At 33.5% G+C, this 19,315-nt stretch carries 16 protein-coding genes; all 16 read left to right on the forward strand.

The features are described 5' to 3' along the window. Positions 1–9: 9 nt before the first annotated feature. The 16 genes from BMY18_RS06425 to BMY18_RS06500 all read left to right on the forward strand — a co-directional run bounded on the left by BMY18_RS06425 (position 10) and on the right by BMY18_RS06500 (position 19,314). Positions 10–1,095 carry a glycosyltransferase family 4 protein gene (locus BMY18_RS06425; protein ID WP_242940980.1) on the forward strand — a complete coding sequence of 362 codons (1,086 nt, stop codon included), beginning with the start codon at positions 10–12 and terminating at the stop codon, positions 1,093–1,095. Beyond that, positions 1,092–2,306: a glycosyltransferase family 4 protein gene (locus BMY18_RS06430; protein WP_092451785.1), complete on the forward strand. Its 1,215-nt coding sequence runs from the start codon at positions 1,092–1,094 to the stop codon at positions 2,304–2,306. Before BMY18_RS06425 ends, BMY18_RS06430 begins: the two co-directional genes overlap by 4 nt. Next, on the forward strand, positions 2,281–3,459 hold the full coding sequence (locus BMY18_RS06435) for a glycosyltransferase family 4 protein (protein WP_092451787.1): 1,179 nt from the start codon (positions 2,281–2,283) through the stop codon (positions 3,457–3,459). Before BMY18_RS06430 ends, BMY18_RS06435 begins: the two co-directional genes overlap by 26 nt. After that, the gene (locus BMY18_RS06440; protein ID WP_092451789.1) at positions 3,456–5,213 is read left to right on the forward strand and encodes a DUF6311 domain-containing protein; all 1,758 of its coding nucleotides are present in this window, start codon (positions 3,456–3,458) and stop codon (positions 5,211–5,213) included. The genes BMY18_RS06435 and BMY18_RS06440 overlap by 4 nt, the downstream gene beginning before the upstream one ends. Next, positions 5,213–6,955, forward strand: coding sequence for a DUF6311 domain-containing protein (locus BMY18_RS06445; protein WP_092451791.1), 1,743 nt, complete (start codon positions 5,213–5,215; stop codon positions 6,953–6,955). Before BMY18_RS06440 ends, BMY18_RS06445 begins: the two co-directional genes overlap by 1 nt. A 9-nt stretch (positions 6,956–6,964) precedes the next feature. Beyond that, positions 6,965–8,770: a hypothetical protein gene (locus tag BMY18_RS06450; protein WP_092451793.1), complete on the forward strand. Its 1,806-nt coding sequence runs from the start codon at positions 6,965–6,967 to the stop codon at positions 8,768–8,770. Between the two features lie 85 nt (positions 8,771–8,855). After that, on the forward strand, positions 8,856–9,635 hold the full coding sequence (gene rfbF / locus BMY18_RS06455) for a glucose-1-phosphate cytidylyltransferase (RefSeq protein ID WP_092451795.1): 780 nt from the start codon (positions 8,856–8,858) through the stop codon (positions 9,633–9,635). Further along, positions 9,635–10,684 carry a CDP-glucose 4,6-dehydratase gene (gene rfbG / locus BMY18_RS06460; protein WP_408644956.1) on the forward strand — a complete coding sequence of 350 codons (1,050 nt, stop codon included), beginning with the start codon at positions 9,635–9,637 and terminating at the stop codon, positions 10,682–10,684. The genes rfbF and rfbG overlap by 1 nt, the downstream gene beginning before the upstream one ends. Before the next feature lie 31 nt (positions 10,685–10,715). Continuing rightward, a complete protein-coding gene (rfbH, locus tag BMY18_RS06465) occupies positions 10,716–12,050 on the forward strand; it encodes a lipopolysaccharide biosynthesis protein RfbH (RefSeq protein WP_092451797.1) in 1,335 nt (444 codons plus the stop codon). Beyond that, the gene (locus BMY18_RS06470; protein WP_092451799.1) at positions 12,050–12,565 is read left to right on the forward strand and encodes a GtrA family protein; all 516 of its coding nucleotides are present in this window, start codon (positions 12,050–12,052) and stop codon (positions 12,563–12,565) included. Before rfbH ends, BMY18_RS06470 begins: the two co-directional genes overlap by 1 nt. Continuing rightward, a complete protein-coding gene (locus BMY18_RS06475; RefSeq protein WP_092451801.1) occupies positions 12,555–13,805 on the forward strand; it encodes a glycosyltransferase family 87 protein in 1,251 nt (416 codons plus the stop codon). The genes BMY18_RS06470 and BMY18_RS06475 overlap by 11 nt, the downstream gene beginning before the upstream one ends. Positions 13,806–13,849: 44 nt before the next feature. Then, a complete protein-coding gene (locus BMY18_RS06480; RefSeq protein ID WP_092451803.1) occupies positions 13,850–14,797 on the forward strand; it encodes a glycosyltransferase family 2 protein in 948 nt (315 codons plus the stop codon). A 90-nt stretch (positions 14,798–14,887) separates the two neighbouring features. Further along, positions 14,888–15,958 carry a mannose-1-phosphate guanylyltransferase gene (locus tag BMY18_RS06485; protein WP_092451805.1) on the forward strand — a complete coding sequence of 357 codons (1,071 nt, stop codon included), beginning with the start codon at positions 14,888–14,890 and terminating at the stop codon, positions 15,956–15,958. A 42-nt stretch (positions 15,959–16,000) separates the two neighbouring features. Beyond that, positions 16,001–17,032 (forward strand): GDP-mannose 4,6-dehydratase, encoded by a 1,032-nt coding sequence (gene gmd / locus BMY18_RS06490; RefSeq protein WP_092451807.1) that lies wholly within the window; start codon positions 16,001–16,003, stop codon positions 17,030–17,032. Between the two features lie 73 nt (positions 17,033–17,105). Further along, positions 17,106–18,050 carry a GDP-mannose 4,6-dehydratase gene (locus tag BMY18_RS06495; RefSeq protein ID WP_330385952.1) on the forward strand — a complete coding sequence of 315 codons (945 nt, stop codon included), beginning with the start codon at positions 17,106–17,108 and terminating at the stop codon, positions 18,048–18,050. A gap of 1 nt (position 18,051) precedes the next feature. After that, positions 18,052–19,314 carry a glycosyltransferase 87 family protein gene (locus BMY18_RS06500; RefSeq protein WP_092451809.1) on the forward strand — a complete coding sequence of 421 codons (1,263 nt, stop codon included), beginning with the start codon at positions 18,052–18,054 and terminating at the stop codon, positions 19,312–19,314. Position 19,315 lies beyond the last annotated feature (1 nt).

Genomic DNA, 19,315 nt, shown 5'->3' on the forward strand with positions numbered 1-19,315 from the left:
TTGAGGTGTATGATGCAGATATTACAACTGATTCCAACGATTGCATACGGCGATGCGGTAGGAAATGATGCAGTAGCTATAAAAAAAATTTTAAAAAAAATGGGATATGTATCTAATATATACGCTGAAAGTGTAGTAGCGCCATTGGATAGTAAAACCGCATATAAAATCGATAAGATGCCAAAGGTTGATAAGGATGATATAATCATTTATCATTTATCAACGGGCAGTGAATTGAACTTTAAATTTGCAAAATTCAAATGCAGAAAGATTGCCATATATCATAATGTTACTCCACCAGAATTTTTCGAACTAAATGATGAATTCATTAAAGGAATTAATGAATGGGGACTAGAGGGCGTAAAATTTTTAAGTGATAAAGTGGATTACTGCCTAGCGGATTCGGAACTGAATAAGCAGGACTTGATTGATCTGAATTATAAATGCGATATTGATGTATTACCAATCGTAGTTCCGTTTAAAGATTATAAAAAAACACCGAATAGAGCTGTTGTTAAGAAATACGACGATGGATATACAAATATTATATTTACAGGAAGAATTGCACCAAATAAGAAGCAAGAAGATGTCATTGCAGCTTTTTACTATTACAAAAAATACTGGAATAACAAAGCAAGACTAATTCTAGTTGGTTCCTATAAAGAAACAGATTTGTATTATATGAGATTAAAGAAATATGTAGAAGAAATTGGTATTGAAGATGTAGTATTCACCGGTCACATAAAGTTTGATGAAATCTTGGCATATTACAAAGTAGCAGATGTTTTTTTGTGTATGAGCGAGCACGAAGGATTTTGTGTTCCATTAGTGGAAGCAATGATGTTTAAGGTACCGATCATAGCTTATGATTCAACCGCAATTCCAAGCACATTAGGTGGAAGTGGGTTTTTGATTAATGACAAATCTCCTGTTTTTGTTGCAAAGTGTATAGATAAAGTTATTTCAGATAAAAAATTACAAGACGATTTGATTATAAAACAAAATAGAAGATTAGAAGACTTCAAGTATGAACATATAGCTGAGCAATTTAAAAATTATATTAATGCATTTATAGAGAGGGAAAAGAATTCATGAAATTAAAAAAAGTTGGATTTGTAATACCTTGGTATCATAAAGACATTCCAGGTGGTGCCGAAATGGAACTTAGGGGGACTGTGGGGCATCTGCATGCAAGTGGTGTAGCTGTTGAGATTATAACTACATGTGTAAAAGATTTTAATTCAGACTGGACAGAAAATTATTTTAAAGAGGGCATCGAAGAAATAGATGGTGTTGTAACAAGGCGATTTAAAGTCAGAAAAGGAAACTTGGAAGCCTTTCATAAAGTAAACTATAAAATAATGAATAATCTTCCTATTTCTATTGAAGAGGAAGATATATTTTTAGAAGAAATGGTTAACAGTCCTGATATGTATCAGTATATAGAAGATAATAAAGATGACTATCTCGCATTCGTATTTATACCCTATATGTTTGGAACAACATATTTTGGAATGCAAGCATGTCTGGAAAAGGCAGTTCTAATACCTTGTCTTCATGATGAAAATTATGCATATTTCAGAAGATTCAAAGAACTATTTAGCAAGGTAAACAGTATAATATTTCATGCGCAGCCAGAAATGGATTTGGCAAACAGGCTTTATGATTTGAGCAAAGTCAAAACAATAGCAATGGGTGAAGGCGTGGAAACTGATTTCGAATATAACGAAGTGAGATTTCGTAAAAAATATAATGTAAAAGAGCCGTATATCATTTATGCGGGAAGAAAAGACAGTGCCAAGAACGTGGATACGCTTATCACATATTTTAAAGAATATAAGAGTAGAAATGCAAATGGTATGAAACTTGTTCTTATTGGTGGGGGCAGTATGGAAATTCCACCGGAGATTCAAGATGATGTAATGGATCTTGGATTTGTACCAATTCAGGACAAGTATGATGCTTGTGCAGGTTCAGTACTTTTGTGCCAGCCGTCTAAAAATGAAAGCTTTTCAATTGTAATTATGGAGAGTTGGTTATGTGAAAGACCAGTTCTTGTTCATAAAAGATGTAATGTGACACATTATTTTGCAGAGGCGTCAAAAGCAGGTCTATATTTTGATACTTATTTTGAGTTTGAAGGATCTATTAATTATATTTATAATAATGTAGAAGTGGCAAAGAAAATGGGACAGAATGGAAGAGCTTTTGTGCTTAGCAATTTCAAATGGGATGTTATAGTAGAACGATTCGTAGAATTTTTTGAGAAGGTAAGGGAACATGAAGAAGAAAATAGCGATAATTAATCAGCGATACGGTTTAGAAGTAAATGGAGGTTCTGAGTTATACTCAAGACAGATTGCAGAGCGTTTAACTGCAAAGTATGAGGTTGAAGTACTTACAAGTTGCGCAATTGAATATGTGAAGTGGAGCAATCATTACAAAGAAGGCGTGGAGACAATTAATAATGTTTCTGTTAGAAGATTTAAAACAGAACATGAGCGTACACCTCGAAAATTCACTGCATTAGACACCGCAATGCAACAAAATCCGAAGGCATCAAAAGAGCAGTCTGATCGCTGGATAGAGGAAATGGGTCCATATTGTCCGAGCCTTGTAAACTATATTGACGAGCATCAAGACGACTATTATGCAATCATTGTAGTAACATATCTTTATTATCCTGCGGTTAAGAGTATAGTCAAAATCAAGGATAAAGCTATATTTATTCCGACAGCGCACCAAGAACCATTCATTCATTTTAAAATGTATGAGGAAGTGTTTAATGCACCAAAAGCTTATGTATTCCTTACTGAAGAAGAAAAGGGATTAGTACATGGAATATTTAAAAATGAAGAAATTCCATATGAAGTTATGGGTGTGGGTGTTCAGGTTCCTAGCCTTGTAGATCCCCAAGCCTTTAAAAAGAAATATAAGTTGGATAATTATATTATTTATGTAGGACGTATTGATGAAGGAAAAGACTGCCCTAGAATGTTTGAATACTTCTTGGAGTATAAAAAAAGAGTTAAGAGTGACTTGAAGTTAGTTCTAATGGGTAAGGCAGTAGTAGAAATTCCGAATCATAAAGATATTATCAGCCTTGGATTTGTAAGCGAAGAGGACAAGTTTAATGGAATTAAGGGCTCAAAGGCACTCATTCTACCTTCAAAATTCGAGAGTTTATCAATTTCAGTATTAGAAGCAATGACATTAGCAATTCCTGTAGTTGTTAATGGTATTTGTGATGTACTAAAAGGACATTGTACGAAGAGCAATGGTGGTTTATACTATAAGAATTATTTTGAATTTGAAGGTTGCTTAAATTTTCTGGTATCACATAGAGAAGAATATGAGAAAATGTGTCAAAATGCAAAAAAATATGTGGACGATTATTTCCAATGGGATGATATTATGGAAAAATTTGATAGAATAATTGAAAGAGTCGGTGAACAATGAAAGCACATATAAAAAAATACAAAAATGAATATGTAAGTATTGGCATATTAATGACTGCAACATTAACAATATTGATATTTTTGTTTAGACTATGGGAAATTACACCAAGTGTACCGATTCAATATGACGGTTGTGATGACATGGGTATATTGGTTAATGCTAAAATGCTAGCAACACAGACCTGGAATTTATCCTGTGATAGGCTTGGAGCACCATATGGTACACAATTTTATGATTTTACAGTTAATATGTTTCATAATTTTGATTTGATTGTGTTAAAGATATTTGTGCTTATAACGGGAAGTCCTGGAATCGCCGTTAACCTTGAATATTTTTCAACGTTCTTTTTGGTTGCAGCTATATCATACATGGTGATGCGTGAATTAAAAATTACCAATTGGATAGCAGTTTGTGGGACACTAATATTTACTTTTATGCCATACATAGTTATGAGGGGGATACTTCATATAGTATTAACCGAATATTATTTCGTCCCGTTATCAATACTGTTGTGTTTTTGGATCTATGAGAGAGAAGATATCTTAGTATTCAATAATGAATTCTTTAAAAATAAGAGGAATTGGTTTATTATTCTATTTATTATATTAATTGCTAATAATGGAATTGCTTATTATCCATTCTTTACATGCTTTCTCCTTTTAGTGACAGCAATTTCAAAGATATTAAAAACGAAGGACTTCAGGGTTTTGCTAAAATCAGGAGTAGCAATAATTGGTATTGTTGTATTCATGATGATAGATTTAATCCCTGCTTTTATATTTAATTTACAAAATGGAGCTAACAAAGAGGCAATTGTTAGACAAGGAATTAGTTTGTGTGAAGTATATGCACTGAAATTGATTCAGCTTTTTATTCCAGTGGATGATCATAATTGGCCATTATTCAGGGTAGTTATGAGTAAATATAATAACAATTCTTATTATATAAATGAGAATATGAGCTCATATCTTGGTATTATTGGAATCTGTGGTTTCCTTTTATTAATTGTTATTCTATTTGTAAAAAAAGATGGAAAAATCAATGGAAGACTTTCATTTCTTGCAGAAATGAATATTGCATTGGTTTTACTCGGAATGGTTGGTGGTTTCAGTGCGATATTTGCAGTCTTAATATCGAATGAAATCAGAGCATACAACAGAATATCAATATTTATTGCATATGTGTGCATACTTGCAGTTGCATTTGTGATTAATTCAATTTACAAAAAATACAATAAAAAGTTTATCGTTATAATCGGAGTACTTGTTACATTGTTTTGTATATGGGAACAGTTCCCTACAAGCTATATACCTAAGTATAATGATAATTATATAAATTATTACAGTGATGCCAATTTTGTCGCTGCGATAGAAGATTCAGTAAAAGAAGGCGCAATGATTTACCAGATGCCATATCATGAATATCCAGAAGGTAACCCTGTAAACAATATGGCAGATTATCAGTTGTTTGTCGGGTATGTACATTCCGATAAACTCAGATGGAGTTTTGGCTCTATAAAGGGAAGAGATGGCTCTGATTGGAATAATACGGCATATTCACAACTAACGACGGAAGACACAGTGGCGTATTTGGAAAATAGTGGATTTTCCGGGATATATATTGACAGAAGAGCTTACACAGAGGAAGAGTTGGAAAGGTTAGAGCGTCAGCTTGAAACTGTTACTGGATGTACTCCTATGTATAGTGATAATGGAAACCTTAGTTTCTTCAAATTAAAGGAGGCTTCTGAGTAATGATAAAAGAGCATTTTAAGAAAAATAGAATGGAATATATTAGTGTTACGATATTACTAGCATTAACATTTATAGTAATGATTGTATTTTTTAAATTATGGAATATGGATATAACGGTTCCGACAACATATAGCGGTGGAGATGATGCAGGATTATTAGTTAATGCAAAGATGTTTACACAGCAGGGCTGGTGTTTATCAACAAACAGACTTGGAGCTCCATTTAGTGGGGATTATTATGATTTCACTGCTAATGTAATGCATAATTTTGACCTGATTACTTTGAAAATATTCGCGATGATTACAGGAAACGCTGCAGTTGCATTTAACTTAGAATTTTTTTCTATATTTATATTCGCAGCATTGATTTCATATTTCGTTATGCGTGAACTAAAGATAGTCAATTGGATATCAATCTGTGGATCCCTTACATTTGCCTTTTCACCATTTATAATAATGAGAGGTACACAGCATATTGTATTGTCAACCTGTTATTTTATACCGCTATCCATATTATTGTGTATATGGATATATGAACGTGATGACATTTTGTGTTTCAACAAACAATTTTTTGAAAATAAGAGAAACTGGCTTGCAATATTATTTATAATCTTAATTGCAAATAATGGGATAGCATACTATCAGTATTTCACATGTTTTCTGCTGTTTGTCACAGCATTTTCAAAACTGATAAAGACAAAAAAAATTATATTCCTTTTTAAGAGCATGGCTGCAACAGCGGGAATCGTTTTATGCATGTTAGTCAGCATGATACCAATTGTTATATATACAAGTACGCATGGAGATAATGCAGCAGCAGTTGTTAGAGGCGGATTTATTGAAAGTGAAGTATATGGACTGAAATTGATTCAGTTATTTTTACCAGTAGACGGTCACGGTTTGGGATGGCTTAGCCATATTATTGATTTTTATAATAATTCGACTATTTACTTTAATGAAAATATTACTTCTTATATTGGAATCATGGGTATATGTGGTTTGGTATTATCATTCGCAATGATATTCATCAAAAAGAAGACAGACGTGTTTAATCGTTTGACATTAATGTCAGAATTAAATTTCATGATGATATTATTGGCTGCAGGAAGTGGAATCGGAACAATGTTTGCATTTATTGTAAGTGATAAAATAAGAGGATACAATCGAATATCAATATTTATAGCATATGTGTCAATATTAGCTTTTTGTATAGGACTTAATGCATTTTACGAGAAATATAAGAAAAAATGGATTATCGTTGTTGGCATTGTATTTACTTCACTTTGCTTATGGGAGCAGATACCAGTAGGGTATATTCCGGATTATAAAATTATAAAGACTGAATATGAGAGTGACGAATTATTTGTGCAGGATATTGAAGATTCAGTCAGCGAAGGAGCAATGATTTATCAGCTTCCATATCATAAATATCCGGAATCAGGTCTGGTTAACCAAATGGCGGATTATCAGCTCTTTGCGGGATATCTTCATTCAGATAAACTGAGATGGAGCTATGGAGCAATTAAGGGAAGAGAAGCTGATGTTTGGCAGACTAATGTATCAAATCTATCAGTTCAACGATTAGTTGAATTTTTGAAAGAAAATGGATTTGAAGGTATATATATCGATAGAAGGGCATATAATGCCGCAGATTTGAAGTTCCTTGAAAATAAGTTATCTGACCTTATAAAATATAAGCCAATATACAGCAATAATGAAAAGCTTAGCTTTTTCAAATTGTAGGAGAGTGAAATGATTAATAAGCTAGTTAAAAATGGGAAAAGTTTAATCGAGAGTGTGGATGGAAGAAAGTTATTTTGGATATTGAATATTGGTATATTTATATTTTATTTATTTTATTTTTATGTGATTTGTCAAAGTAGTTATAGTGCAGATGATTTGTTTAATGCGAATGCAAAAGCAGTTGATTATATACAAGGGGATTCTGTATTAAAACTTACAATCAGACAGATGAAAATTTGGATGGATGTTGGAAGGTTCTTTCCATTTTCTAATTATGTATACTTGCTCTTTGCATATGTTGTTCCAACAAGATTTTCTTATAAGTTTCTTATATTTTTGACAGTGTATTTGAACAATCTCTTGTTCGCAAAATGCATGGGAAAGATAACAAAATCGAAAGAGATAAGTCTTATTACAATGATGTTGTTTCCAATGTGTATACAGCTTACCTGTGATTTTGACAGTGCATTATATTGCTTTCATATGCTCATGCAATTGGTTCTGATGTGGAGTATGATATCATTATTATTGATATTTAAGTATCTTGATAAGATTGAAAAGGGAGCTAAAAGGATAGGAAATTACTGGTATTTGATCGCGAGCGCCTTCTGTTTATGCCTTGCTGTGGGAACATATGAAGTTGGATATATAATGGCAGCGTTCCTTGGATTAGGCGTTTGGGCCTATACGGGAAAAATCGGGAAGACATTAAAAGTTTTGATTCCGGATATAATAGCATATGTATTAATGCTATATGGAAACTATTGGTTTAGAACAAATGCGGCAACAATAGGATATGATGGGATTGCTATTAATTTTGATATAAAAAAGATAGCGTTAACATTTGTGAAGCAATGTTACAGTACACTACCGTTTGCAAATCAAGTCGCTGCAAGAATGCACAATGCCGCTTATTTGACTAAAACTCTTTTAAGTGAATTTAGAGGGCGAGATATCATTATGGTAGTTTTGTACGTTGCTATAATGATTACTATTTATATATTAATAAATAAAAAAATAAAAGATATTAAAAATCTTAAGTTTGTATTTTTTATAGGGTGTGCACTGTTTGTATTCCCAGGGATTCTGATTTCTTTTGTTGGAAGATATCAAGATATGTCATGGGGAGAGGGACATCTGTCAAATTATATTCAAAGTTTTGGACTTTTACTGATTTTGCTAACAATAATAATCAGAATCTTCAGAAAATGCAAACCGAATGTTAGAAAAGTCATTACAATTATTCTTGTATGCTTAAGTGTCGGGGTATTATTAGGCCAGCAGATGGTAGCAAGAGCTTCAGTGGAATATAGGTATCAAATATATGGTTACCCAAGAGACAATGTGACGGCTGCATGCAAAATGGGCTTATTCGATGAAGTTGAGCAGAAGAATTTAGTGTTTACAGCATCTAATTACATATTTGATCAAATTGATACAAGTTCGTTATATACAATGGCTGCTAAAAGGCATATTCAGGCAGTCTCACATAATCAGATAGTATCAATATTAGATGAAAAATTTGGTTTAAAGTCCATTTATCAGTTGCAGGACGAAACCGAGACATTTTACGCAGTAACAAGCTATGCAGTGGCGGATTATGGATATGTAATAGCAGGAAAGTGTACAAAAGTGGTATTAGATAAAGCAAAAGAAAATGTCGATTCAATGATTGTAGAGTCGCCCTTGATATATATTAACAATAGAGATAGTATAGATACTTCCAAGTGGGAACTGATTAAACAGAACGGAAATGAGTCTATTTATCGGATGAATAACACGGAAATTGATCTTTTTAACTATAATATACAGTGACAATGGTTGACAACTTATAACCAATTAAGTACAATGAAAATAATGATATAATTTGGAATACGATTAGAAAGTGAGAGTGAATAATATGAAAGTGGTACTTTTAGCAGGTGGATTTGGGACAAGAATAAGTGAAGAAAGCTATTTAAAACCAAAGCCAATGATAGAGATTGGTGGCAAACCAATTTTGTGGCATATAATGAAAATGTATTCTCATTACGGATATAATGAATTTGTTGTATGTTGCGGATACAAGCAACATGTGATTAAGGAGTGGTTTGCAGACTACTACCTTCATAATAGCGATATTACTTTTGACTTTACTGATGGTAACAAGATGACAATTCATAATAATGTAGCAGAACCTTGGAAGGTTACTTTGGTTGATACAGGACTTAACACTATGACAGGTGGCCGTGTGAAAGCGATACAAGAGTTTATTGGAGATGAATCATTTTTGCTAACATATGGTGACGGTGTATCAGATGTAAGAATTGATGAGTTGGTCGATTTCCATAAAGCACATGGAAAAATGGTTACGTTGACGACTGTGAATGTGGGTCAGAAATTTGGTGTACTTGATATAAACAAAGAAAATAGAATTGATTCCTTTCGAGAAAAAAGTGATAATGATGGCGCTATGATTAATGCTGGATTTATGGTATGTAATCCAGAGATTTTCGACTACATTAGTGGATCATCAATTGTATTTGAAAAAGAACCACTTGAAAGAACCGCAAAAGAAGGAGAGCTTATGGCCTTTAAGCATGATGGTTTTTGGAAGTGTATGGATACGCAAAGAGATAAAGTTCAGTTGGAAGAAATGTGGGAGTCAGGCAATGCTCCATGGAAGGTGTGGAACAAATAATGACTGTATCAGAGTTTTATAAAGGTAAGAAAGTATTAGTAACAGGTCACACAGGATTTAAAGGTAGTTGGTTATGCAGGATTTTAGTAAATATGGGAGCCATAGTAACAGGGTACTCATTGGTGCCACCTACGAATCCCAATTTATTTGAACTGGCAGGCGTTGAGGATAAGATTCATTCTGTAATCGGCGATATTAGAGATTTAGACAAGCTAAAAGCTGTCTTTGCTCAGGCTCAGCCAGAAGTCGTGTTACATCTTGCGGCGCAGCCGATTGTAAGAGATTCTTATAAGGATCCAGTATATACTTATGAGACGAATGTAATGGGTACTGTTAATATCTGTGAATGTGTCAGATTGAACCCATGCGTGAAATCATTTCTTAACGTAACAACTGATAAAGTATATAAGAACAATGAATGGGAATGGGGATATAGAGAAAATGAACCACTTGATGGTCATGATCCTTATTCAAACAGCAAATCATGTTCTGAATTAGTAACGCATAGTTACATTAATAGCTTTTTTAATGAGATGGATTTGGCTGTGTCAACAGCAAGGGCAGGAAACGTTATAGGCGGTGGTGATTTCGCCAATGACAGAATCGTTCCTGATTGTGTAAGGGCAGTTAGCGAGAATAAAGAGATTATTGTTAGAAATCCACATTCAACTAGACCGTATCAACATGTTTTAGAGCCATTGTTTGTTTATCTTACAATTGCACAAAAACAATATGAAGATAAGAGCCTTGCTGGATTTTATAATGTAGGACCAGACGATAGAGATTGTATTACAACAGGCGTTTTGGTTAATATGTTTTGCGAAAAATGGGGAGAAGATGCTAAGTGGGTTAATAAGTTTGTAGGTGGACCTCATGAAGCAAACTTCCTTAAGTTAGATTGCTCAAAATTAAAGACAGCATTTGGATGGAAACCTCGTTGGAGCGTTGAAGATGCAATAGAAAAAACGGTAGAGTGGTCAAAAGTTTATGTTAATGCGGGAGATATTCCTGCGTGTATGGACAAGCAAATTGAAGATTTTCTAAAATAACTATAAATTCAAACCAATGATTGGAGATAATATGTTTACAAATAAAACAGAAGTTCAAGCAAAAGAAGAGATTTTAGGTCTAGTAAAAGAGTATTGTGATACATTTCATGTCAAGAAGAATTACGAAGAGGGCGATAGAATCCCATATGCATCAAGAGTATACGATAGTGCAGAGATGACGAACCTTGTAGACAGCTCATTAGAGTTCTGGCTTACATCAGGAAGATACACAGATGAATTTGAACTAAAATTTGCTCAGTATTTAGGCGTAAAATATTGTTCATTGGTTAACTCTGGTTCATCAGCTAACTTAAATGCATTTATGGCATTGACATCATCACTTCTTGGTGATAGACAGGTTAAAAGAGGCGACGAAATTATCACTGTCGCTGCGGGATTTCCTACTACAGTAACACCTATTATTCAATATGGAGCGATTCCAGTATTTGTTGATGTAACAATTCCCCAATACAACATTGATGTAACTATGTTAGATGCAGCATTAACAGATAAAACAAAAGCGGTAATGGTTGCCCATACATTAGGTAATCCATTTGATTTATCTGCAGTAAAAGCATTCTGTGACAAAAATAACCTTTGGTTAATTGAGGATAACTGTGACGCTTTAGGAACAAAATATACAATTGACGGAGAAGAGAAATTCTCAGGTACAATTGGTGATATTGGAACATCAAGCTTCTACCCACCTCACCATATGACAATGGGCGAAGGCGGAGCTGTATATACGAACAACGCATTACTTAATAAAATCATCCGTTCATTTAGAGATTGGGGTAGAGATTGTGTATGCCCATCAGGTGTCGATAATCTTTGCGGACATAGATTTGATAAGCAATATGGAGAATTACCAGTAGGCTATGATCACAAATACGTATATTCACATTTTGGATATAATTTGAAAGCAACTGACCTGCAAGCATCAATCGGCTGTGCACAGCTTGTTAAGTTCCCAGCGTTTGTTGAAAGAAGAAGATATAATTTCGATAGATTAAGCGCAGCACTTCAGTCAGCAACTGATAAATTGATTTTACCAGTGCCATGTGAAAATTCAAAACCAAGTTGGTTTGGCTTTTTGATTACCTGTAAAGAAGGCGTTGACAGAAATAAAGTAGTTCAGTATATCGAAGCTCACGGTGTTCAGACGCGTGCACTTTTTGCAGGAAATCTTATCAAGCATCCATGTTTTGATCAGATGAGAGCAACAGGAGAAGGCTATAGAATTGTTGGAGAATTAACAAATACTGATAGAATCATGAACGATACTTTCTGGGTTGGCGTATATCCTGGAATGAACGATGAAATGATTGATTTCATGGCACAAACAATTAAGGATGCAGTGAAATAATGCAAGAAAAAGTTGGAATTGGAACGAAAATATGGGACTTTCTAGAACATATCGGAAGAGTCGTTGTAGATTCGATACTTGGGATATTTAATATTAAAATCCCCGATGAAAAATGGAATGCGTTTATGCAGTTTGTGAAATTTGGGTTTGTTGGCTTGTCCAACACCCTTATTTCATATGGCGTATATCTTGTTTGCCTATTCGCATTTGGTGAAGAATATAAACTGGTTGGACTTACACTAGGATTCATTGTCAGTGTATTGAATTCTTTCTATTGGAATGACAAGTATGTGTTCAAAAAGAAGGAAGATGAGGAACGCTCAAAGATTAAAGCATTGATTAAGGTATTCCTTTCTTATGCTTCAACAGGCTTAGTACTCAGTGGAATACTCCTGGTTATCTTTGTGGATTACCTTGGTATACCTGCAACAGTTGCTCCTTTGATAGGTTTACTTATTACAATACCATTAAACTATATAATTAATAAGGTTTGGGCATTTAAAGATGGCAAATAAAAAGAATGTTGACTGTATTAAGATTGCATTTTATGCATCAATGGTAATCGCTTTGTTATATTTGATTATATTTGGAATTGTTACGAATGAAGCACCATATAAGTTCCTTATATACAGCTATGGGAATACTATGAATGTTGATTTCTGGATGTGCGTACAGGATAATCTTACAATGCAGCCGTATGTTAACAATAGTAGCTATCCGGCATTAGCATGCCTATTTTTTGGCTTTTTCGCAAAACAGATTCCTGTTGAAGCAGATGGAGGCTTTAATTTCTCAGCTCCGGTTAATGATATATTGTTTTTAGCATATATGTTAGTAGCAATAAGTGCATTTATTAATCTTCTCAATAGCGCTAAAGCAGGAAATGGATTTGAAAAAGCCTTTTTTGGAACAATAGTACTTTTATCTGCACCATTTATTTATATGTTTGAAAGAGGAAATATTATATTTGTCGCTTTGTTATTTTTAATGGCATTTGTTTTTGGAAAGGATTCAAAGAACAAATATGTAAGAGAATTATCCTATATGTGTCTGGGAATTGCAGCGGCATTAAAAATATATCCGGCGGTATTCGGATTGTTACTTATTAAGGATAAAAATTACAAGGCAGCAATCAGGTCCACACTATATGGCATCGCATTCTTTGTGATTCCATTTTTCGCCTATAATGGAATTGCAGATATATATAGAATGTATGCAGATATCAAAGTTGCCGAAAATCAATTTGCAGGAACAGGAGTGGGCGGAAAGGTTAATCTTTCTGCAACTATTTCAGTTATTATAGGATTACTTGGAATTGATTATATGGCACCAATTATACAGAGGATATTTGTGGTACTGCCATATATTTATATGATAATTGCAGTCATTGCTTGCATGTTTCACAAATCGAAATGGAAAATATCCACACTATTGGTTTCTATGATTATTCTGGTTCCGTCATTTAGTTTTGTATATACATTAATTTTTTTCATAATTCCTTTGGTGAGTTTTTTAGATACTAGTGAAAAACGGACATGGATAGATTGGGCTTGTTTACTATGTTTTATTGCAATAATGATTCCGATAGTACATAATCCAACCGAATTGCTGAAAAATTTTCAGGCTGGTTTTGATTACTTGTTTAGTACATTTATTCAGGGAATTGCAGTTTTGGCGATTTCTGTTATACTAGTAATCGAAGGGTTAATATATGGAGCATCAAATATGAAAGTAAAAATCAAATCAAGAAAATAAGAATCATTGATTTTGCAAATAACCAACAAAGAGGAATAAATATTATGAAGAAAATCAGTATTATGGTACCTTGTTATAACGAGGAAGAGAATGTAGTACCACTTAGTGAAACATTAATTGACATGTTCAAAAATGACTTGCCAAATTATGAGTATGATATTCTATTCATTGATAATGCTTCAACGGATACAACAAGAGTCAAATTAAGAGCATTGTGTGAGAATAATCCAAAGATCAGAGCAATCTTTAATGCAAAGAATTTTGGTCAGTTTAATTCTCCTTATTATGGAATACTTCAGACTGAGGGCGATTGTACAATCCCAGTATGTGCGGATTTCCAAGATCCAATCGAACTTATTCCTGAACTTGTGAAAAAGTGGGAAGAAGGCTTCAATATCGTTTGTGCTATAAAGAGCCATAGTAAGGAAAACAAAATAATGTATTTCCTTCGTTCCGTTTATTACAAAATGATTAAGAAGATGTCTTCTTCTGAGCAGATAGAGCATTTTACAGGATTTGGATTATATGACAAGTCATTTGTACAGATTCTTCGAGATTTGGATGACCCAATTCCATTTATCAGAGGAATCATTGGTGAATTAGGATATAAAAGAACTGAGATTGAATATGTACAACCACAAAGAAGAGCTGGAAAAACCCATAATAACCTCTATACTTTGTATGATGCTGCAATGCTTAGTTTTACATCTTATACAAAAATAGGACTTAGACTTGCTACATTTATTGGTGCAATATTTGCAGGGATAAGCATTATTGTTGGAATCATATATTTGATATTTAAACTTATTTACTGGGATAGATTTGCGGCCGGCATGGCACCATTGATATTGATTGTTAGTTTTATGAGTTCTCTCCAGATATTTTTTATTGGACTTATGGGAGAATATATTCTTAGTATGAATAAAAGACTCATGAACAGACCACTCGTAATAGAAGAAGAAAGATTGAACTTTAGCAGTAAAGAACAATAATACATTGCAAATTACCGCTTATATGGTATAATATTTTAGAAATTGTTTTGTATGTAGGGAATTATTTTTCGTACATAGGAAAGGAAGTTTATGAAAAGAACAGCGTTAATAATGGCTGGAGGAAAAGGTGAGCGTTTTTGGCCTAGAAGCCGAGCATCACTTCCAAAGCAGTTTTTGTCACTTACGGATGATGGAAAGACTATGATACAGCTTACAGTTGAAAGAATTAGACCGTTAGTTGATTTGGAGGATGTATATATTGCTACTAATTCAGCGTATAAAAATCTCGTAATTGAGCAACTTCCAGGACTTCCAGAATGCAATATTCTCTGTGAACCAATTGGAAGAAACACAGCACCTTGTATCGGACTTGGTGCTATTCATATTGCACAAAAATATGAAGATGCAACAATGATCGTACTTCCATCAGATCATTTAATTAAGCATAACGATATATTTATTAATACATTTACGGAGTCTTGCAAAGTTGCAGAAGAGGCGGACAACCTTGTAACAATAGGTATTACACCTAACTATCCAGAGACCGGATACGGTTATATAAAATATAATAATAAAAAAGAAATCGGAAATGCACATAAAGTAGATAAATTCGTTGAAAAACCTAGCCTTGAAGTTGCCCTAGAATATCTTGAATCAGGTGATTATTTATGGAACAGTGGAATGTTTGCATGGAAAATATCAACTATTCTTGATAATTTTAAAAAATATATGCCAGAAACATATGAAGGTTTGATGAAAATCAAAGCAGCAATTGGTACCGTTGATGAAAAGAAGATTTTAGAAGAAGAATTTCCAAACCTAGAATCACAGTCAGTTGATTATGGCATTATGGAAAAAGCGAATAACATATATATATTGACAGGCAATTTTGGATGGGATGATGTTGGCTCATGGCTTGCAGTAGGAAGAATCAAAAGCGTGAATGAAGAGAACAATGTAATTAGTGGTAATGTGATAACCGTGAACACGCAAGATTGTATTATTGAGGGCTCAAAAAAACTCATTGCTACAGTAGGACTAAGGGATATTATAATTGTTGATACACCAGATGCTACCCTAATAAGTACGAAGGAAAATGCTGGAGAAATCAAACAAATACTTGCAAAATTAAGAGAAGCAAAAAAAGAAGAATATTTATAGATAAAATATACAAAATAAGTATATATAACAAGGAGATTAGAAATGAAAAATGCATTAATTACTGGTATTACAGGACAAGATGGTTCATATTTAGCGGAACTTTTGCTTGAAAAAGGCTATAATGTATATGGTATCATGAGAAGAAAAAGTGAAGTGACTTATGGAAACGTTGAACATATCAAAGAAAAAATCCACTTTATTTATGCTGATATGACAGATCCTATTTCACTTATTTCTGCAATGAAGATTTCACAGCCTGATGAGGTTTATAACCTTGCAGCTCAATCATTTGTTGCGACTTCATGGGATACGCCATTGGGTACTGCGGATATTGATGCGTTAGGGGTTACTAATATGCTTGAAGCAATCAGAATAGTTAAACCAGAAGCGCGTTTCTATCAAGCGTCAACTTCAGAAATGTTTGGATTGGTTCAGGCTATTCCACAGTCTGAAACAACTCCTTTTTATCCAAGAAGTCCATATGGTGTTGCTAAATTATACGGACACTGGATTACAAAGAATTACAGAGAAAGCTATAATATGTATGCATGTAGTGGTATTCTTTTTAATCACGAAAGTGAAAGACGTGGCAAGGAATTTGTTACAAGAAAAATAACAGATGCAGTATCTAGAATTAAACAAAATGTTCAAGATCATATAGAATTAGGCAATATGGATGCGAAACGTGACTGGGGTCATTCGAAAGATTATGTAAATGCGATGTGGTTAATGCTTCAGCAAGAAACACCAGACGATTATGTAATCGCAACAAATGAAACAAGAACGGTAAGAGAATTCGTTGAAATAGCATTTCGTTGTGTTGATATTGAAGTTGAATGGTCAGGCGAAGGCATTAATGAAATCGGTAAAGATAAAGCAACTGGAAAAGAAATCGTTAAGATTAATCCACAGTTCTTTAGACCAGCCGAAGTTGAAATCCTTATTGGGGATCCAGCCAAAGCGGATACCAATCTTGGATGGGAAAGAGAAATTCCATTCGCTGAATTAGTTGAGAGAATGGTTAAAAATGATATGAAATTAGTGGCTAAAGAAATAAAAGCTGCAAACTTATAAATATTTTGTAAGTCCGAAATCAAAACGAGGGGTATAGCTCCTCGTTTTTGGAGTATAGGAGATAGGAGTAAATTTGAAGCAGATTAAGGCATTAATAATAGGCGGAGCTGGATTTGTTGGTAATTATCTTATTAATCATTTAGCAGACGAGCTTAATTGGGACATATATGTTACAAAAATGGGCCGAGAAGAATTGCATAATGAAAAAGCGAAAGTATATAATTTAGATATACTTAATAAAGCACAAATTACTGAGGTCTTGGTGGCAGTGAGACCAGATTATATATTCCATTTGGCTGCACAAAGTTCGGTTGCATTATCCTGGGATAATCCGGGGATTACAATCGATGTCAATATCAAAGGAAGCGTTAATGTAATGGATGCTATTCGAGAAGTTGATTTTAAGCCAAGAATGCTGTTCATCGGTTCAGGTGAAGAATATGGACATATAAAGCCGGAAGAGTCCCCAATCGTTGAAGAGAATGCAGTAAGACCGGGTAATATATATGCAGCAACTAAGGCATGCCAGAATATGATTGGTAAGATATATGCGGATGCTTATGATATGGATATAATGATGGTAAGAGCATTTAACCACATTGGGCCGAATCAAGCGCCTATGTTTGTTGTGGCTGATTTTTGTAAGCAGGTTTCAGAAATTGAAAGAGGCGAAAAAGAGCCAGTTATATTTACTGGAAATCTTAGCGCCAAGAGAGATTTTACGGATGTGAGAGATGTAGTAAGAGCTTATGGCATGTTAATTCAAAAAGGGCAAAAAGGCGAGACTTATAATATTGGAAGTGGAAATGCAATCGCAATTCAGGAAATTTTAGATAGAATACTAAAATTTTCAAAGGTTGAGATTAAGGTTGAAGTTGATTCAGATAAGCTCAGACCAGTGGATGTTCCAATTATTGAAGCCAATACAGATAAAATCAGATTGTGTACAGGCTGGGTTCCTAAAATCTCATTGAGCACAACATTACTAGAAACCCTAGATTACTGGAGAGAACATTAAAATGAAATATTTTGATAAAATGAAAACAAAAACAGCATTTGAAATAATATTTATCGCAACGGTAGGGCTTTCAATTTTATTATGGCTAATTTTCATGTTTATTGGTGGTGATTCAAGCAGTCAACTCCGTATTTTTTCTGAAAATATGTGGGATTTTTTGGCAGATAGTACGAACGTATTAGGATATAGTGCAGAACTCGACCCATATAATAACCAGATATTTGGACTAGGGGAAAAAGCATATCCTCCTCTTACTTATGCATTAATGTTTCTTGTTTCAAGAGTTGTTAATGTAAATTCATATTTAGAAAAATTTGGCGATTACAAAAAACTGTGGACTGATCCTAAAGTTTTGATTCTGATTATCATATTTACAGTTATCGTTATAATTATGATGTATACCATCATTCAGGTAACAAAGAATGGAAGTATGTTAATAAAAAGCTTAGTCGCATTTGTTTTATGCTTCTCATTTCCTATGCTATTTTCAATTGAAAGAGGTAATACGATTATCATTACTTCTATAATGTGTATGATTTACTTGTTTTATTATAATAGCGAAAATAAGATATTAAAGGAAGTGGCGCTTATATCGTTGGCAGTAGCTGTTGCATTTAAGATTACACCCGCATTTTTGGGAATATTGCTACTTTATAATAAGCAGTTTAAAGATGCAATTAGAACTGTTATATATGGGATAATAATTGTGTTTGGTCCATTTATTTTCTTGCACGGGGGATTTTTGAACATACCATTGATGTTTAATAACATTTTCCTGAATTTAAAATATTATTCAAGTCCAGAAGGATGTACACTAGCAGGAAGCCTTAATAAATTTGGACGGGTATTTACTTCAAATGACTACATAGTACCTGATATCTGGGTTGATATTTTGAAGATAACTACCGTAATAATATCAATTATATTATTATCCGTTATACCATTTTTCAAGACTCAATGGGAAAAAGTTGCGACAGTAGTCATTATACTTATAATACTGCCATCACATTCTGGTACGTATTGTGTGTTATATATGATTCCAGTAATCGTAATGTTTTTGAATGAAGAAAAACATCGAAATGTAGATATAATTTATTTGTTATGCATGATTATGATTTCATGGGTATATTTTTGCAAAGTGTCAGATTATATATTTAACATTCATTTCGCGTTACCTGTAATGACGTTAACTTTGTTAATAACCGGTATTGCAAATGCTATAAATTATTTGAAACACAAAAATCTAATTGGAAAAGGGGTATAAA

This window comes from [Clostridium] fimetarium (assembly GCF_900111235.1).
Classification (GTDB): Bacteria; Bacillota; Clostridia; order Lachnospirales; family Lachnospiraceae; genus Clostridium_N; species Clostridium_N fimetarium.

Excerpts from the sequence above, each read along its gene's own strand:
- BMY18_RS06480 (WP_092451803.1), top strand. The coding sequence starts at position 13,850 with ATGAAGAAAATCAGTATTATGGTACCTTGTTATAACGAGGAAGAGAAT.
- BMY18_RS06450 (WP_092451793.1), top strand. The coding sequence starts at position 6,965 with ATGATTAATAAGCTAGTTAAAAATGGGAAAAGTTTAATCGAGAGTGTG.
- gmd (WP_092451807.1), top strand. The coding sequence starts at position 16,001 with ATGAAAAATGCATTAATTACTGGTATTACAGGACAAGATGGTTCATAT.
- rfbH (WP_092451797.1), top strand. The coding sequence starts at position 10,716 with ATGTTTACAAATAAAACAGAAGTTCAAGCAAAAGAAGAGATTTTAGGT.
- BMY18_RS06435 (WP_092451787.1), top strand. The coding sequence starts at position 2,281 with ATGAAGAAGAAAATAGCGATAATTAATCAGCGATACGGTTTAGAAGTA.
- BMY18_RS06440 (WP_092451789.1), top strand. The coding sequence starts at position 3,456 with ATGAAAGCACATATAAAAAAATACAAAAATGAATATGTAAGTATTGGC.
- BMY18_RS06430 (WP_092451785.1), top strand. The coding sequence starts at position 1,092 with ATGAAATTAAAAAAAGTTGGATTTGTAATACCTTGGTATCATAAAGAC.
- rfbG (WP_408644956.1), top strand. The coding sequence starts at position 9,635 with ATGACTGTATCAGAGTTTTATAAAGGTAAGAAAGTATTAGTAACAGGT.
- BMY18_RS06470 (WP_092451799.1), top strand. The coding sequence starts at position 12,050 with ATGCAAGAAAAAGTTGGAATTGGAACGAAAATATGGGACTTTCTAGAA.
- rfbF (WP_092451795.1), top strand. The coding sequence starts at position 8,856 with ATGAAAGTGGTACTTTTAGCAGGTGGATTTGGGACAAGAATAAGTGAA.
- BMY18_RS06445 (WP_092451791.1), top strand. The coding sequence starts at position 5,213 with ATGATAAAAGAGCATTTTAAGAAAAATAGAATGGAATATATTAGTGTT.
- BMY18_RS06425 (WP_242940980.1), top strand. The coding sequence starts at position 10 with ATGATGCAGATATTACAACTGATTCCAACGATTGCATACGGCGATGCG.
- BMY18_RS06475 (WP_092451801.1), top strand. The coding sequence starts at position 12,555 with ATGGCAAATAAAAAGAATGTTGACTGTATTAAGATTGCATTTTATGCA.
- BMY18_RS06485 (WP_092451805.1), top strand. The coding sequence starts at position 14,888 with ATGAAAAGAACAGCGTTAATAATGGCTGGAGGAAAAGGTGAGCGTTTT.
- BMY18_RS06500 (WP_092451809.1), top strand. The coding sequence starts at position 18,052 with ATGAAATATTTTGATAAAATGAAAACAAAAACAGCATTTGAAATAATA.